Genomic DNA, 14,598 nt, shown 5'->3' with positions numbered 1-14,598 from the left:
ATCACGTCTTTCCTAAACTCGATTTTGTTCTAAGTCTTTATAATGCAAAATTTCTTTTAATGTTTGATGATCCGCGGCCGTCAATTTTGGATCTGCTTGAACTAGCGCTTTAGCTTCTTTTTGCGCGACGACTAAAGTTTGGTAGTTATTAACAACATTGCCGACTCTAAATTCCGGCAAACCAGATTGAGCCTTGCCAAACAGATCTCCTTCGCCGCGCATTTTAAGGTCTTCTTCAGCTAGTTTAAAGCCATCATTAGTTGAAGCAATGATTTTCATTCTAGCTTTGCCAGAATCAGTCTTTGGATCTGCCACAAAAACGCAATAGCTCTGCGTCTGACCACGGCCAATTCGGCCTCTTAATTGGTGAAGCTGACTTAAGCCGAAACGATCGGCATTATAAATTACCATCATATTGGCATTAGCCACATCGACACCAACTTCAATGACACTAGTTGTAACAAGAATATCAATTTCACCCGCAGCAAAGTCAGCCATAATTTCATCTTTTTTCGGTCCTGGCATCTGACCATGCAGTAAGACGACGTTTTGATCTGGAAAATCATGACTGAGCTTTTGGTGCAATTCTTCAGCATTTTTTAAATCCAAGGTCTCAGATTCAGAGATCAGCGGCGTTACTGCATAAATTTGAAAACCGGCCGCTAATTGCTCGCGCATCAAGCGATAAACGCTATCCATTTGACTGCTTGTTTGCCAACTAGAGATTATTGGTTTCCGCCCAGCTGGCAAGTGACGTATTTCGGAAACGGACATTTCCCCATAAACAGTTAGAGCAAGCGTGCGCGGAATTGGCGTTGCCGTCATTGCCAAAATATCAGGACATTCGCCTTTGTTAATCAAAGCTTGCCGCTGCCCAACGCCAAAGCGGTGCTGTTCATCGATAATGACTAACCCTAAATTCTTAAAAATGACGTTTTTCTGAATTAAGGCGTGAGTACCAATGACAACGTTAATTGTGCCATCAGTCAGTTCACGGTAAATTTCACGTCGCTCCAATGTTTTAGTGTTGCCCGTTAAAAGTGCAACTCTTACGCCTAATGGTCTGAGCAGCTGATCGATTTTATTAAAGTGCTGCGTTGCTAAAATTTCAGTCGGTACCATCAATGCTGCCTGATAACCAGCCGTAATTGCGGCAAAAATAGCATAAACAGCGACGACCGTTTTGCCTGAGCCAACATCCCCTTGCAAAAGACGCCGCATCTGACGTTTTTGAAACAGATCAGCATAGATTTCATTCACTGCCTGCTTTTGATCAGCCGACAACTCAAATGGTAAGGAAGCCGTTAACTTGGCAATTGCCTTTAAATCATACTTCTTGGCTTCACCGGTATTATGTTCGTTGCTTTGGCTGGTCAAAAGTGCCAGCTGCATCTGAAAAATAAAGAATTCACGGAAAATTGCACTACGTTTAGCAAGTTGTGCCTCATTACCATTCTTAGGATGGTGCATTTTACTGATAATTTCTTGATCGGTTAGCAAGCGATATTTTTCTCTTACTTTTGCAGGTATGATATCTTTAACCTGATCAAGATAATTATCAATTGCAAAATTAATCAGTCCTACCAATTTTTTCTGCTTAACATGCTTGTTAACAGGATAAATCGGCGCCATTCCACTATCATTTTCCTTTTCAGCAACAAACTTGAAAGCTGATAAAGACTGCCGAGCAACATTATATTTGCCATATACAGCAACTTCTTTGCCAATCTCGACCTTGTTTTTAAGCCATGGCTGGTTAAAAAAATTGACCATGACAATATCATGGTCAATCCTTAATTTGAAGCTTAGACGGCTCTTTTTGTAGCCAAAGCGGGTCAAAAAAGGCTCAGTTGCTACAATTCCTTTTAACAATACCTTCTGACCATCCATGATTTGATCAAGCGGTAAAGTCTGCAATTCGTCATAGCGAAAAGGAAAGTAAAATAGCAAATCATAAATGCTATAGATACCTAAGCTCCCTAAATTTGCTGCAGTCTTTGTTCCAACACCCTTTATATCTGTTACTGGAGCAAATAATGCATTTTCATTCATATTAATTATTCAGCTGAAATCAAGAAATTATAAACTGGTTGACCACCATCGTGAATTTCAAATTCAAGATCATCATGTTCGGCCTTCAAAGCTGATACTACTTTTTCAGCTTGTTCCTTGTTAGCATCACGACCGTACATAATTGTGATAATTTCAGTGTCGTCATCAAGCATCTTTTCGACCGTTTCAGTAGTTGCCTTGATTAAATCGGCATTATCGATCTTAATGTCGCCATCAACGATACCTAAGTAATCATTCTTATGAATTTCTACACCATTAATAGTAGTATCACGGTTTGCTTGGGTTACTTCACCGGAAACAACTGTATCCAAATCTTCAGTCATTGCTTCAACATTATCATCAACTGAAGCATCAGGATCAAATGAAAGCATGGCAGTTAAACCTTGTGAAATCGTTTTAGTTGGAACAATGCCAACTGGAATATCGCTAACTTCTGCAGCTTGCTTAGCAGCCATAATAATATTGCCGTTGTTTGGCAGAACGATTGCTTTCTTAGCGCCGGATTTCTTAATGGCATCGATAATATCAGCTGTTGATGGATTCATTGTTTGTCCACCAGAGATAATCCGGTTAACGCCTTCACTTTCAAAGAGCTTGCGAATACCATTACCAGAAGCTACGGCAATAACAGCAAAGTCTACGCTTTCTTGCTTATCTTCATCGCCTTCAACAATGGTTTCATGTTGAATTCTCATGTTATCAATCTTGATTTTGCCGAGTTGACCGAATTGACTTCCATATTGGAAAACTTCACCTGGATGTTCAGTATGAACGTGAACCTTGGCAACGTCACCATCAGAAACAGCCAGTAAGGAATCACCAATACCTGATAAATGCTTTCTGAATTCGTCTAAGTTAAATGGCTTCTTATTAGGAACATCAGCAGTTAAATCAACCATGATTTCTGTACAATAGCCATTCTTGATATCTTGCGTAGCCAATTGACTTTGAACAGATTGATGGTGCATGGCATTAATCATTTCGTCCATTTCACCTGCATCTGGTTGATATTGGTCGGCAAAGTTTTCGCCCAAAATTCCTTCAAGGAATCCTTCATAAATAAAGAGCAACCCTTGACCACCTGAATCGACAACGCCAACTTGTTTCAAAATTGGAAGCAAATCTGGGGTAGTCTTTAGTGCCTTTTTAGCACCTTCTACAACTGCCTTCATTACTTCTTCAACATCATCGGTATCGTTAGCCTTAGTGGCACCTTCTTCTGCTGCTACGCGAGCAACTGTCAAAATAGTACCTTCTACTGGCTTCATAACTGCTTTATAAGCGGTTGTAACACCATTGGTGAAAGCATTGGATAATTCTTGCGCATTAAGGGTTTTCATGCCTTGAGTAGCTTTATAGAAGCCTCTAAATAGTTGTGAAATAATAACTCCACTATTGCCACGAGCTCCCATCAGCATCCCTTTGGCTAAGCTTTCGGTTAAATCACTAACATTGGTACTTGGATTTTCGCTGACAGCTTTTGCTCCACTTGCAATAGTCAAATTCATGTTGGTACCCGTGTCACCATCTGGAACTGGGAATACGTTCAATGAGTTAACAAATTCCGCATTTTTACCCATTCGATGAGTGGCCACGCGAACCATATCTCTAAATTGTGTACTATCTATTTCTTTTAAAACCAAAATTCATAACCTCCGCTTGCGTTACTCGTCAAGTACCTTAACGCTTTGCACGATGACATTAACTGCTTTAGTGTCAAAACCAAGTTGATTCTTCAAATTATATTTAACACTATCTTGAACATTGCGACTAACTTCTGAAATCTTCAAGCCATAGCCAACAATAATGTAAACATCAACGGTGATTTCATTATCTTCTGACTTGACAACAACACCGCGTTTATAGTTAGCCCGATTAAGAATACCGTCAAAGCCGTCACGAATGGCGTTCTTTGAAGCCATTCCTACAACACCGTAATTAGAGGTAGCTGCACTACCAACAACAGTTGCAATCACTCCGTTTGAAATATCAATCAAACCATCTTTTGTTTTGATCTTAACAGCCATTTTCTTCCCCCATCTTTATTATTGTCTTAATATACGTATTTATTTTATCATAGTAAAACGTTAAACGCTTAGTAAATCAATTTATTAAAAAATACTTTTGGAGTTGAATTGACGCTCACAATATGCTATCTTATTTAAGTATGAAAACACAGCTAAAGGAGGTTTAGCAAATGGCAAAAGATTTTGTAACAGGTAAGAAGACTACTTTTGGTAACAAACGTTCCCACTCAAAGAGATCAGCTCGTCGTGCATGGAAGCCAAACCTTCAAAGAGTTCGTATTCTTGTTGACGGTAAACCAAAGCGCGTTTGGGTTTCAACTAAGACTTTGAAGTCTGGTAAAGTAACTCGTGCCTAATAACCATTCAAGCCTATTGGATCAGTGATCTGATAAGCTTATTTTTTATTTTGAAGCAAATTAAAAAGAGATGCATTTTTATGCATCTCTTTTTTCATTAACGAGCAATATTGTGATGCTTGTCATCATCAGGAATTTCATTAGCCATTCTTTCATCAAGTGGAGTGTAAGCATAGGCATTGATCATTTAACTTAATTTGATTGGTAATCCCAAATCCTGGAAAACAACCCCTCTTGCACTACCGTGCACTGCTGCAACATCCTTCTTTTTCTTTTTATCGAAAATGTGAACACGATTCTTGTGCATGTAATCTTCAACATTTCTCTTTGCACGGTCAAGACGAGCTTCGTAACGGTCATTTTCAAAACTTGCTACTTGCTTTTCAAAATCATTGTATTTCATAACCTAAATAATACTTTCTTGAATTAGAAAATAGTAGTTAGCTATATTTTACACGTTCTCGTCATAAATGTTATGAAATCGATTAATATCTTTTGAAAAAATTACTGCAGCCATTCCAGAAGATAAATTCAGGTGAAACCGATTGTTTCCTTTTTTAAATTCGTTTGAGGCAAAAATGCGGGGATATGCTGTCGAAAATCCATGCAATTCATAGCGGGCATCCAAAATATTCAAATTTTCTGTTTTTTCTAAACAAGCGACGCCAAAATATGGGTACTCACCTTGCTGCTGAACAAGATGCTGACCATGATCCAGAAAGATAATTTTGTTCTGACAATCAACTAGAGAAATTTTTTCAGCATAACACCTGACTGCTGGGTTGAGCAGCATAAATAAATTGACCAAGAAATGATCAATGCGGCCTCCCGTTGCTCCTAAAATTGTCAACTGATCGACGTGATAATCAATAAAAGCCGCCCTGATCATCAATTCCGAATCTGTCCAATCTTTTATAGGATTTGAATAGCGAATATCATGTACGTTTGTTTCAATTTTTGATAATTCTTCGGGTCTTAAAGAGTCAAAATCACCGATTGCCAAATCTGGAACCAATCCCATCTCTTCCAGCAGTAAACTGCCCCGATCAACACCGATGAGCAAAGAGCCTACCTTTTTTTCTTTATTTAATCGCTTTTGAATATCAGCAGGCCATACATTTTCAGGGCCACCTAAAAGTGCGTATGCTCTCATGATAGACTTTGCGTTAATTTGGCAATCTGACTGGCAATATCACCTTTTTCAAAAAGATAAGAGCCCGCTACAAAGACATTGGCACCAGCGTCCTTGGCAATTCTAGCAGTTTGCTGATTAATGCCACCATCGACTTCAATTGCAATGTCCTTGCCCACCAATTCTCTTGCCTCTTTAATACGGGAAGCTGAATTTTCCAAAAACTTCTGTCCGCCAAAGCCAGGATGAACCGTCATTAACAAAAGCTGATCAATTTGATTCTTAAATTGTTCTACAACTGGAATTGGCGTATCAGGATTTAAAACTAAACCAGCTTTAACCCCATTTGATTTGAGATAATCCAGCCAATACTTCACTTCATTTGGCTGCATTGCTTCATAATGAAACTCAAGCAGATCTGCACCGGCCTTTACGAAAGCTGGAATCAAGACCTTTGGGTTATTACTCATCAAGTGAATTTCAGCTTCAGTAATCGGAAATTCAGTTTTAAAATCACTAACTAATTGCGGGCCAAAAGACAGATTCGGGACAAAATGACCATCCATGATATCAATATGAAAACGGGTAATCCCTGCATTCGTCGCTCTTTTGATCTCATCTTTTAGCGTTAAATTATTTGCATTCAGAATTGACGGTGCAATCAACATCTTATCTCCCATTACTTCAAATACTCTGGTATTCTTCCTTCTTCAATTTCATTTCTCATTGCCAAATAATCGTCATAACGGCTTTGAATGATCTCACTTTCGGCCAACAGACGTTTAACTTCGCATTTTGGCTCTTTTAAGTGCAGACAACCTCTGAATTTGCAATGAGCACTAGCCTTCTTAAATTCCAAAAAATAGTTTTTTAGTTGATCCAACTTAATAGGCGTTAAATCAATTGACGAAAAACCAGGCGTATCAGCTAAAAAGCCTTTGCCCAGCTTAAACAATTGTACTTTTCTTGTCGTATGTTTTCCGCGATTTAAAACCATCGAAATTTGGCCTGTCTCTTGATTGGCATCCTTTTTTAATTTGTTAAGCAGCGTCGACTTACCTGCACCGGACTGACCGGCCAAAGTCCAAATTTGATCTTTGCCAATTTTTTGATTTAATTCTTTCGCCAAAGTTTCCGCATCAAAATAGACAGGATAGCCTATCTTTTGATAATAAGCTAAATCCAGTTTAATTTGATCTAATTTTGCACTATTTTTTAATAAATCGGCCTTTGACAAATAGATCGTAACCGCAACTTTTTGCCATGCAAAAAATGTCAGAAAACGATCTAAAAGCTGCAAGGAAAAATCTGGTTGAACAGCAGAAATAACCAGCAAGACGTGACTAACATTGGCAACTGCAGGGCGACCAATTCGATTCATTCTTGGAAAAATTTTCACCAAATAGCTGGTACCTTGATCATCTATTTGAATTTCAACGTGATCGCCTACTGCGGGCTTTTGCTTTTTTTGACGAAAAACGCCACGAGCACGTGTTCTAATAAGGCCCTCATCTGTTTCAACGTCGTAATAACCGGCAATTAGCCCAATTACAGTTCCTTTAGCTAATCGTGTCATTTAGTTACCTTTTCGTTCAAAATTGTTTTACCATCCCGAATTACTTTTAATTGGCCTGAACCATCTTTAAGTGAGAATGGTATTGAAAAGCTCATATCATGTTTAATGTAAAGATCACGATAAATATTGCCTAGCGAATGATCATCATCTTTAATATAAATCTGGACATGGTTGCCTTCGCTTTCTTGACTTTTGCTATCGCTTGATTGCGGAGCAACATAGTCAACCGTGAAGTTCTTAGTAATATTTACAGTCTTTTCTTCACTTTCTTTGGCACCCTTTGATACTTTGATTGTGACTGTTGAACCTCGTTCCACCTTAGTTCCAGCAGCAGGTTGCGTAGAAATAACCATGCCCTTATCAATAGTATCGGAGTATTCTTCATTTATTTGCAGGGTAAGACCATTATCCTTTGCATAATCCTGAGCACTTGTTAATGAATAGTTCTTTAAATTCTTAAGCGTAATCATCGTGCTCTTCGGCTTTTGCAGTTTTCCTTGAGAAACAAATAAAGTAATTGTTGTTTGTTTTGGCTTTACTTGAACTCCTGCAGCAACACTCTGTGAAATCACATTGCCACTGTCTACGTCAGAAGAGTATTGATTTTCTCGAATCACATCAAAGCCCAATTTTTCTAGTTTTTGTGCAGCCCTGTCGTAATCCATATTTACAACATTAGGTACTTTGACCATCCCTGCACCACTAGAAACAATTAAGTCGATGCTCTTGCCTTTAGCAACTGAATCACCTGCTGATGGAGTTGTTTCAATCACTTTACCAGCATCAATGCTGTCAGAATGTTGTCTCTTCACTGTTCCAACGCGTAGGCCAGCATTTTCAATTTTGATTTTTGCTTTGCCTTCAGCGACATTTGTCACATCAGGCACATAAATTTTTTGTTGAGCATTCTTGCCACTAAGTGCAAAAATCATGATAAAAATAATTAAAAAGGAGGCGATTCCAATAAAAATAAACCACCATTTGTGTTTTTTGACCGTTTGCAAAAAGCCAGGTTTTGTTTCTGCCTTTTGCTTTTGGTCATCGGTCTTTTTATCCTCATCCTGCTGTTTATCAATTTGAGGCTTAAAGCCAGGAAGGATAATCGTTTCATCATCGCTCATCCCATGATTAGGGACAAAGATTGGTTCGTCTTTACGACTGAAGTCTAAACTTGTATCAAGATCAGCTTTCATTTCTTGAGCAGATGCATAACGGTCGCGTGGATCTTTTGCAGTTGCTTTCAAGACAACATTTTCTAAGGCTTGCGGCACAGCGGGATTCTTTTTTCTGATTGATGGAATCGGTTCTTGTGCATGCTTTAACGCCACCGCAACCGGCATATCACCATTAAACGGCACATGTCCGGTAATTAATTCATATAAAATAATTCCTAAGGAATAAATATCTGACTGCTTGGTAACCCATCCACCGCGCGTTTGCTCTGGAGACGTGTAATGAACTGATCCCATCACCGAATTGGTTTGAGTAACTGAACTTTGATTCAAAGCTACAGCAATTCCGAAGTCTGCGATTTTCACGTTGCCGCGTTTATCCATCAAGATATTTTGCGGCTTTAAATCACGGTGAATGATATTATGCTTGTGAGCCAAAGCAACTGCACTCAAAATCTGATCCATGATTCTAATAACTTCATGCAGATCCAGCGGGGAATTTTTTTGAATGTATTCTTTTAAATCAGGGCCGTCGACATATTCCATGACCATGTATGGCAAACCCTGATCATTGCCAACATCGAGAACAGATACAATATTTGGATGGCTTAATTCACTAGTGGCTAAAGCTTCACGTTGAAAACGTGCTTCAGTTTGTGGTTCTTTTTGCAAATCCAAACGCAAAACTTTAACGGCGACCTTGCGTTGCAAAATAATATCTTTGGCTAAATATACATTAGCCATTCCGCCTTCGCCAAGAGTATCGATGATCCGGTAACGTTCACCTAGCAAATAACCTTTATCGATCATTTGCTATCATCCTCCTTGTTGCAAACCAGACAGACAGTGATATTGTCACCACCGCCTAATCGATTTGCTTCATTGACTAATTTATTGCAGCGATCTTTAAGAGAAAGATCCCTAGTAGCCAAAATTTGCTGAATTTGAGGGTCACTCAACGAATTGGTCAAGCCATCCGTGCAAAGCAAAATTGTGTCGTTTTCATTCAGCTCAATCGTGTCAAATTCTGGATCAATCGTGCTGGATACGCCTAAAGCCTGAGTAATAATATTCTTTTGCGGATGATGCTTAGCTTGTTCCTTCGTAATTTGACCCATTTTAACGAGTTCGTTGACCAAGGAATGATCTTCGGTCAATTGAATAAACTTGCCATCAGCATAGCTGTATGCCCGTGAATCACCCAAGTGAGCGATTAAAGCACTATCAGCAAACGCAAAAGCCAAAACAATAGTAGTACCCATCCCATTTAAATCTGGAAAACGCTCAGCGGTCTTTAAAATCGTTTCATTTTCTGAATTTAATTGAACTTCAAGCCATTTATGGGCGATTGCGGGCGTAGTAAAATCAGTCATCTGAAAATTATGTCCCAAATGACTAACGGCCATCGTCGAGGCTACATCCCCACCTTGATGACCACCCATGCCATCGCAAACGATCGCTAAAGTAATATCACTTTTATTCTTAAAAACTCGTACAAAATCTTGATTGCTTTTTCGTATTCTACCAATACTTGAAGCATAAGCTGTCTGAATCAAAATCTAACCTCGTAATTTTAACTTAGCAATAAAGAAACCATCACTGCCATATTCATCAGGCAGAATTTTCAGCATTCCTGTTTTACTACTAATTTTTTCTAACTTAAAAGGCTGTAACGCAAAATCAGGATGCGCTGCCAAGAACTTGCGTATTACATCCTCATCTTCTTCTTTAGAAATCGTGCAGGTTGAATAAATCAGCTCTCCGTCATTCTCAAGAAGACAACTTACATGATTAAGAATCGCCAACTGAATTTTGGCTAAACTAAATAAATCATTTTTACTCTTAGTATACCTAATCTCAGGTTTGCGGCGCAATAACCCTAAACCTGAACAGGGTGCATCTACTAATATTTTAGCAAATTGCTGCTTAGAAAAGTAATCATCAGCCTTTCGTGCGTCAATTGCCACAGTTTTTACTTTATCGGCAACATTCATTCTTTTAGTATTCTGCTGCACTAAGCGCAATTTTTTATCATGGATATCTAAGGCAGTCACTTCGCCCGTTTGAAGGTGTTCCGCAATCTGTACTGTTTTTCCTCCTGGAGCGCTGCAAGCATCCAAAACTTTCTCATTGCCCTTAAAATCAAATGCGTCTACTACAAGACTAGCTGCTTCATCCTGGATGGTCAACTTTCCTTGTTTGAACAAAGAAGAAGATGCAATTCCACCACGAACCAGAATTGCAACATTAGCTGCTAATTTAGAAGGCGTTGGTTCATAGCCTGCCTGTTTTAAAGCAGCTACAGTTTTTTCTTCATCTTGCAGAATAGATAAGCGAACGCTATTTTTAGCCGTTTCATTATAGCTTGCTAGAATTTTCTCTGTTCGTGCTTCTCCCCAGAGTGAAATAAAATATTTAACAAGCCAGCGAGGGAAACTCTCCTTAACGCTCAAATAATTAACCAGGTCGTTTTTATCAGGAAGAATCGGTCCGCGACGTGTCAGAGAACGCAAAATTCCGTTGACTAGACGAAAACCGGATGAATGCTTTTTGCCAAATTGCTTCGCCAACTTATTAGCTTCATCCAGAACTGCACGATTTGGCACTTTATCCAAAAAAAGAATTTGGTATGCCGACATTAAAAGCAAAGGTTTTAAATATTTTTCTGTAATTTTGCTTTTAATCAAATCATGAAGCTGATATTCAAGATAGATTTTATATTGAATTGTTCCATAAACTATCTTAGTTGCAAGATTCTGATCAGCCACAGACAGATTGCTGTGTTTTAAATTATTGTTCAAACTAATATTTGAATACGAACCATTCTCTAAAACTCGAATTAAAGTTTCTAATGCGATAGCACGTGCACTCTTAGTCGTCGACAATTTTTTCTCCCGGAGCATACTTCTTTCCTTGACCGTTCAAGAAATTCTTAACTTCCATTTTCTTCTTGCCAGCTGGCTGCAATTCCAATAAATTCAAAACGGAATTATCAGCGAAACTAAGTGCAAACCGCTTTTTATTGTCAACAACGCAGCCTGCTTCTAAACTGCTGGAATCTTCTGCTACTTCAGACTTCCAGACCTTTAATCTTTTTCCTTTGACCATCAAATAAGCACCAGGATCTGGATTAAGGGCACGAATAAGGTTGTTGGCCTCTGAAGCTGACATTTCGGTAGTAATTTTTTCTTGCTCTTTCTTAATATTCGGTGAAAAAACTACTTTTTCAGGATCTTGTGGCGTCTTTACTACCGTACCATCAGCAATTTTTGGCAAAGTTTCCAGCAATAAATCGCGTCCTAAATAGGATAATTTTTCAAAAACAGTACCCGCATTATCATCAGGTTCAATCTTAAGAGCCTTTTGCGCATATATATCGCCGGCATCCATCTTTTTAACCATTTCCATGATTGTAATGCCTGTTTCTTTATCGCCATTTAATAGCGCATATTGAATTGGTGCACCACCGCGATATTTTGGCAATAAAGAGCCATGAACGTTAACAGCCGCAATCTTTACAGAATTCAAAAATTTCGTTGGTAAAAACTGACCATAAGCAGCCGTTACGATGAAGTCAGCATGCATGCCAATTAATTCTGCCATCTCTGGTGAGCCGGAAAGCTTAATTGGTTGATAAACAGGAATATCGTGAGCTTCAGCGGCAATTTTGGCTGGTGTCTTAGTAATCTTTTGCTTACGGCCTACCTTCTTATCAGGTTGAGTCACTACCGCTTTAATCTCATAGCCTTTATTAATTAACCCTTCTAACACAGGAACTGAAAATTGGGGTGTGCCCATGAAAATAATTGACTGCATTTGCATCCTCCTTAAATAATTCGTTCTGGTTCGTTATCAATATATACATTCAAACCATACTTTTTAACTTCTTGTGCGGAATCCTGAATATGGTGCAATATCGCATTAAGTTCTGTTTCTTTTTTATATTTTACCAGTATTTGATAATAATATTGATTTTTTAGACGAGAAATTGCGCTTGGTGTTGGTCCCAAGATAATTGTTTCTGGATGAAGTCGTCCTTGCAATTGACGTTTTATATTAAAAGCTTCTCTAGCCGCATTTTGCTCCTTTTTTGAAGCTACTGAAATTAAAACGGTATAGAAATATGGCGGATAATTTCCAGCATGACGCATGCGCATTTCATAAGTATAAAAACGTTCATAGTCCTGAGTTTGTGCAAGCTTGATTGCATAATGATCCGGATTATAGGTCTGAATAATTACTTCTCCTCTTTTCTCTGCTCGACCAGCACGCCCCGCTACTTGCGTCAATAATTCAAACGTCCTTTCCGAAGCATTATAGTCCGGCAGCCAAAGCCCTGTATCAGCATTGATGACGCCAACAAGAGTAACATTTGGAAAATCCAGTCCCTTTGCAATCATCTGTGTTCCCAACAAAATATCAGCTTCATGATCGCCAAAGGCATCCAAAATACGCTTATAACTACCCTTGCGTCTAGTGGTATCAACATCCATTCGCAAAATTCGCGCACCTGGCAACAATTCTGTCAATTCTTCCTGAACTTTTTGTGTGCCTGTTCCTAAAAAACGAATTTGTGAACTTTGACAGTTGGGGCAACGTTGCGGAATTTTTTCCGTATAGCCGCAGTAGTGGCACTGCATCATACCGGTATCTTTATGCATAGTCAAAGATAAATCACAATTAGGACATTTCATGACATAACCACATTCTCGGCAAAGCATGAAATTGGCAAAACCACGCCTGTTAAGCATAAGAATAATTTGCTCTTTGTTTTCTAATTTCTTTTTTATCGCGTCTACTAATTCAACCGATAAGTCAAACTGTCCTCCAGCAAATTCAACATGCTTTAGATCAATTAAATTAACTTCTGGCAGTTTCTTTTGATTTGCTCTTTTAGTCAGTCTAAGCAATTGATAGACGCCTTTTTGTGCTCGAGCACGACTATATAGAGATGGTGTCGCACTACCCAAAACTAAAGGACAATTATTGAACTGACTGCGATAAATAGCCACATCTCTAGCTTGATAGCGCGGATTTTTATCCTCTTGTTTATAAGTAGTCTCATGCTCTTCATCAATTACGATCAAACCGATATTTTTCAAAGGTGCAAAAACGGCACTTCTGGCACCAACAACGACTCTTACTTCACCACGCCGAATTTTGCGCCATTCATCATAAAATTCACCATTAGATAAACCACTATGCAAAACGGCAATTTTTTCGCCAAAACGCGTTTTAACCTGCCGCACCATCTGCGGGGTCAAAGAAATTTCCGGCACCAGCATCAATGCGTTTCTGCCTTTTGCTAAAGCCTTACTGATAGCATACAAATAAACTTCGGTTTTCCCGCTACCAGTAATACCTTCAAGCAAAAATTTTTTGGCCTCTTTTTTATCAATCGAGGAATAAATTTGCGCTAAAGCATTTTCCTGTTCATCGTTTAAAATGATTTTTTTGCTGCTTTTTTCATCAAAACCAGCCAATGGATTACGATAAACTTCAACGCTGCTTTTCTTAAGCCAGCCCTTTTTTACTGCTGCGTTAAGCGTTGCTGTTGAAATCGTTAATTTCTTTTCTAAAACAGACTGCTTTTTGGGATAATCTTCTGCATGTTGAAGCAAATCTTGAATTAGTTTTCTCTGATTAACAGCGTTTGAGCGCAAAGAATCGTAAATCTTTTGGTATTCTGCAGCTGCTAAAGTTAAAGAATACTGATTCTCCGTCTTTTTCTTTGCCCTATTTTCAACTACATATTCAATTTTTGCTTCATTATTCCGCAATAAATTACGCGCTAAAGCAATCTGTTTAACATCTGTCATCTCGTTTAAATCAACTGGATCGCCTTGAAAGAGCGGCAGTTTTTTTGCGTCAGCAGAAATTGGCGTCAAAAGTTTGCGGTAATTAGCCCGCATTACTCTCGGCAGCATTGCTTTTAAAATAGTAATTCGATACGAAAAGACTTTATTAGCCAATGCCGCTGATAAAGAAACAAGTTCTGGCGTCAATGGCGGCATCTCATCTACAACAAGAAGCAGATCCTTCAATTCGCCTTGATACTCGCTTTTTTCACTTAAGCCCACAACAAAGCCTTGCAACTTGCGGGGCCCAAAGGGTACAAACACGCGAGAACCAATTTCAACATCTTTTAGCTGATCTGGTACATGATATTCAAAAATGTGATCTGTCTGCTTTGCAGCTATATCTACAATTACTTGGGCTATCATTCTATCACCTTACAAAAAAAAGACCCCCATCTTGAGAT

At 38.8% G+C, this 14,598-nt stretch carries 13 protein-coding genes; 1 reads left to right on the top strand and 12 read right to left on the bottom strand.

The genetic code is table 11. The features are described 5' to 3' along the window. Positions 1-12: 12 nt before the first annotated feature. The 3 genes from recG to D0Z64_RS02735 are packed head-to-tail and all read right to left on the bottom strand — an operon-like array spanning position 13 to position 4,100. Positions 13-2,052 carry an ATP-dependent DNA helicase RecG gene (recG, locus tag D0Z64_RS02745; protein ID WP_006351509.1) on the bottom strand — a complete coding sequence of 680 codons (2,040 nt, stop codon included), beginning with the start codon at positions 2,050-2,052 and terminating at the stop codon, positions 13-15. A gap of 5 nt (positions 2,053-2,057) precedes the next feature. Next, a complete protein-coding gene (locus D0Z64_RS02740) occupies positions 2,058-3,716 on the bottom strand; it encodes a DAK2 domain-containing protein (protein WP_080881287.1) in 1,659 nt (552 codons plus the stop codon). 21 nt (positions 3,717-3,737) lie between these two features. After that, entirely contained in the window at positions 3,738-4,100 is a 363-nt protein-coding gene (locus tag D0Z64_RS02735) for an Asp23/Gls24 family envelope stress response protein (protein WP_080881286.1), read from the bottom strand. Between the two features lie 170 nt (positions 4,101-4,270). Here D0Z64_RS02735 and rpmB point away from each other — a divergent pair, with 170 nt between their 5' ends. After that, complete coding sequence (rpmB, locus tag D0Z64_RS02730; protein ID WP_006351512.1) at positions 4,271-4,456, top strand: 50S ribosomal protein L28; 186 nt, start codon at positions 4,271-4,273, stop codon at positions 4,454-4,456. A gap of 187 nt (positions 4,457-4,643) precedes the next feature. Here rpmB and D0Z64_RS02725 read toward each other — a convergent pair whose 3' ends face one another. The 9 genes from D0Z64_RS02725 to priA are packed head-to-tail and all read right to left on the bottom strand — an operon-like array spanning position 4,644 to position 14,560. Further along, entirely contained in the window at positions 4,644-4,859 is a 216-nt protein-coding gene (locus tag D0Z64_RS02725; RefSeq protein WP_236943530.1) for a hypothetical protein, read from the bottom strand. A gap of 48 nt (positions 4,860-4,907) precedes the next feature. Then, a complete protein-coding gene (locus D0Z64_RS02720; RefSeq protein WP_080881285.1) occupies positions 4,908-5,609 on the bottom strand; it encodes a thiamine diphosphokinase in 702 nt (233 codons plus the stop codon). Further along, positions 5,606-6,256, bottom strand: a complete 651-nt coding sequence (gene rpe, locus D0Z64_RS02715; protein WP_040456941.1) for a ribulose-phosphate 3-epimerase — start codon at positions 6,254-6,256, stop codon at positions 5,606-5,608. Before rpe ends, D0Z64_RS02720 begins: the two co-directional genes overlap by 4 nt. Positions 6,257-6,267: 11 nt before the next feature. After that, positions 6,268-7,164 carry a ribosome small subunit-dependent GTPase A gene (gene rsgA, locus D0Z64_RS02710; RefSeq protein WP_080881284.1) on the bottom strand — a complete coding sequence of 299 codons (897 nt, stop codon included), beginning with the start codon at positions 7,162-7,164 and terminating at the stop codon, positions 6,268-6,270. Continuing rightward, positions 7,161-9,146, bottom strand: coding sequence for a Stk1 family PASTA domain-containing Ser/Thr kinase (gene pknB / locus D0Z64_RS02705; protein WP_127345569.1), 1,986 nt, complete (start codon positions 9,144-9,146; stop codon positions 7,161-7,163). The genes rsgA and pknB overlap by 4 nt, the downstream gene beginning before the upstream one ends. Continuing rightward, positions 9,143-9,892 carry a Stp1/IreP family PP2C-type Ser/Thr phosphatase gene (locus D0Z64_RS02700; RefSeq protein ID WP_006351518.1) on the bottom strand — a complete coding sequence of 250 codons (750 nt, stop codon included), beginning with the start codon at positions 9,890-9,892 and terminating at the stop codon, positions 9,143-9,145. The genes pknB and D0Z64_RS02700 overlap by 4 nt, the downstream gene beginning before the upstream one ends. Before the next feature lie 3 nt (positions 9,893-9,895). Next, the gene (rsmB, locus tag D0Z64_RS02695; RefSeq protein ID WP_127345568.1) at positions 9,896-11,239 is read right to left on the bottom strand and encodes a 16S rRNA (cytosine(967)-C(5))-methyltransferase RsmB; all 1,344 of its coding nucleotides are present in this window, start codon (positions 11,237-11,239) and stop codon (positions 9,896-9,898) included. Next, positions 11,208-12,152 (bottom strand): methionyl-tRNA formyltransferase, encoded by a 945-nt coding sequence (gene fmt / locus D0Z64_RS02690; RefSeq protein WP_080881281.1) that lies wholly within the window; start codon positions 12,150-12,152, stop codon positions 11,208-11,210. The genes rsmB and fmt overlap by 32 nt, the downstream gene beginning before the upstream one ends. An 11-nt stretch (positions 12,153-12,163) precedes the next feature. After that, the gene (gene priA / locus D0Z64_RS02685; protein WP_080881280.1) at positions 12,164-14,560 is read right to left on the bottom strand and encodes a primosomal protein N'; all 2,397 of its coding nucleotides are present in this window, start codon (positions 14,558-14,560) and stop codon (positions 12,164-12,166) included. Positions 14,561-14,598 lie beyond the last annotated feature (38 nt).

Source organism: Lactobacillus amylolyticus (genome assembly GCF_003999355.1).
Lineage (GTDB): Bacteria > Bacillota > Bacilli > Lactobacillales > Lactobacillaceae > Lactobacillus > Lactobacillus amylolyticus.
This window is presented reverse-complemented; position numbering and strand designations above follow the sequence as displayed.

Excerpts from the sequence above, each read along its gene's own strand:
- recG (WP_006351509.1), bottom strand. The coding sequence starts at position 2,052 with ATGAATGAAAATGCATTATTTGCTCCAGTAACAGATATAAAGGGTGTT.
- D0Z64_RS02735 (WP_080881286.1), bottom strand. The coding sequence starts at position 4,100 with ATGGCTGTTAAGATCAAAACAAAAGATGGTTTGATTGATATTTCAAAC.
- rpmB (WP_006351512.1), top strand. The coding sequence starts at position 4,271 with ATGGCAAAAGATTTTGTAACAGGTAAGAAGACTACTTTTGGTAACAAA.
- D0Z64_RS02725 (WP_236943530.1), bottom strand. The coding sequence starts at position 4,859 with ATGAAATACAATGATTTTGAAAAGCAAGTAGCAAGTTTTGAAAATGAC.
- D0Z64_RS02720 (WP_080881285.1), bottom strand. The coding sequence starts at position 5,609 with ATGAGAGCATACGCACTTTTAGGTGGCCCTGAAAATGTATGGCCTGCT.
- rpe (WP_040456941.1), bottom strand. The coding sequence starts at position 6,256 with ATGTTGATTGCACCGTCAATTCTGAATGCAAATAATTTAACGCTAAAA.
- rsgA (WP_080881284.1), bottom strand. The coding sequence starts at position 7,164 with ATGACACGATTAGCTAAAGGAACTGTAATTGGGCTAATTGCCGGTTAT.
- pknB (WP_127345569.1), bottom strand. The coding sequence starts at position 9,146 with ATGATCGATAAAGGTTATTTGCTAGGTGAACGTTACCGGATCATCGAT.
- rsmB (WP_127345568.1), bottom strand. The coding sequence starts at position 11,239 with ATGCTCCGGGAGAAAAAATTGTCGACGACTAAGAGTGCACGTGCTATC.
- fmt (WP_080881281.1), bottom strand. The coding sequence starts at position 12,152 with ATGCAGTCAATTATTTTCATGGGCACACCCCAATTTTCAGTTCCTGTG.
- priA (WP_080881280.1), bottom strand. The coding sequence starts at position 14,560 with ATGATAGCCCAAGTAATTGTAGATATAGCTGCAAAGCAGACAGATCAC.